General features: G+C 72.8%; 1 protein-coding gene. It reads left to right on the top strand.

The features are described from left to right. The first annotated feature begins 102 nt into the window (after positions 1-102). On the top strand, positions 103-1566 hold the full coding sequence (locus HH311_RS30735) for a transposase (protein ID WP_169187539.1): 1464 nt from the start codon (positions 103-105) through the stop codon (positions 1564-1566). The last annotated feature ends 135 nt before the right edge of the window (positions 1567-1701 follow it).

Genomic DNA, 1701 nt, shown 5'->3' with positions numbered 1-1701 from the left:
TATAGAGCCTGTCGGGTTTTGGGGGTCGTGGTCGACCGTCGAACCTGATTGGATCTTGGGGTGGCTCGTGGGTTCCGCCCGGTGGATCGCGATACCGGGTTCTTGCTGCCCCCCGATGTGCGGGACTGGCTGCCCGAGGGGCATCTGGCCTGGGTGGTGATCGACGCGGTCGAGACGCTGGATCTGGCCGCGTTGATCAGCACCTACCGGCTCGGTGGGCGAGGCCGGCGGGCGTATGACCCGACGATGATGCTCACGCTGTTGATCTACGCGTACTGCTGTGGGCAGTCCTCGTCGCGCCAGATCGAGCGGCTCTGCGAGCACGACGTCGCCTTCCGGGTCATCACCGGTAACCAGCGCCCGGACCACGACACCATCGCCGCGTTCCGCGCTGGGCACCGCGAGGTGTTCAAGGACCTGTTCACCCAGGTCCTGACGCTGTGTCGGGAAGCGGGACTGGGCCGGGTCGGGACCATCGCGGTCGATGGCAGCAAGTTCGCCGCGAACGCCTCCTCGCGGGCCAACCGCACCGCCGCGGGCATCGACCGCGCCCTGCACACCGACACCGGTGGCGGCGTCACCGGTGGCAGCCTCACCGGTGGCAGCGTCACCGGTGGCGGCGACGGGTCGGGCGAGCGGGAGGGGTCGGGGCAGGGCGAGTTCGACCTGGGGGTGTTGGTCGAGGCGCGGCTGGCCGCCGCGGAGAACACCGACGCAGGCGAGGACGCCGAGCACGGCCCGGGCCGCCGCGGTGACGAGCCCCCCGAGGACCTCACCGACCCGGGTCGGCGTCGGGCCCGGTTCGCGCAGGCCCGGGAGAAGATCCGGGCCCGGGAGCAGGCCGCGACCGCCCAGGCGGCGGCCCGCCAGGCCCGCTACGAACAGGCCACCGCGGCCCGCGAGGCCCACCGCGGCGAGCACGGCAGCTACCCGCCGGGACGGCCCCCCACCGAGCCGACCGCGCCGGATCAGTCCCAGCCGCTGCGGGTGAACACCACCGACCCCGACTCCCGGTCGCTGCGCACCGCCCAGGGTTTCCTGCAGGGCTTCAACGCCCAGGCCGCGGTCAGCGACGACCAGCTCCTGCTCGCCATCGAGGTCGTCGACCAAGCCAACGACTACGGCCAGCTCGCCGCGATGACCCGGGCCGCGCTGGCCAACCTGACCGCCGCCGGGATCACCGACCCCGTCGAGACCGTGCTCGCCGACGCCGGCTACTTCCACCCCGGCGACCTCGACACCCTCCACGCCGCCCACCGCACCCACCACGGCCCCGAACCCCTGGTGCCGCCCAACCGCGACGCGCTGCGCGACCCCGCCGACCAACAGCCACCCCGCCAGCAGTCGCCCCGGGCGAAAGCGATGCGCGCCCGGCTGGCCGAACCCGACCAACGCGCCCGCTACCGGCGCCGCAGCGCCACCGTCGAACCCGTCTTCGGGCAGATCAAGACCCGCATCAGCAACCGGTTCCGGCTACGCGGCCTCGAAGCCGTCCGCGCCGAACTGGCCCTGATCGCCACCGCCCACAACCTGCTCAAGCTCCACACCGCCCGCACCACCGGCTAACCGAGCAGGCCCCACGGCCCCTCCCAAAACCCCGGGAAACCCGCCCCCCACCGCCAGCACCAGCAGCACCCCACCGGATCCACCACCGGCCCGCGCACCCCCGGCCGCCAACTACAAAGTCCGACAGGCTCTATA

The sequence above is a fragment of the Actinomycetospora sp. TBRC 11914 genome, assembly GCF_012933465.1.
In the GTDB taxonomy this organism is placed as follows: Bacteria; Actinomycetota; Actinomycetes; order Mycobacteriales; family Pseudonocardiaceae; genus Actinomycetospora.
The sequence above is the reverse complement of the archived record's forward strand: the minus strand, read 5'-3'. Positions and strand labels throughout refer to the sequence as shown.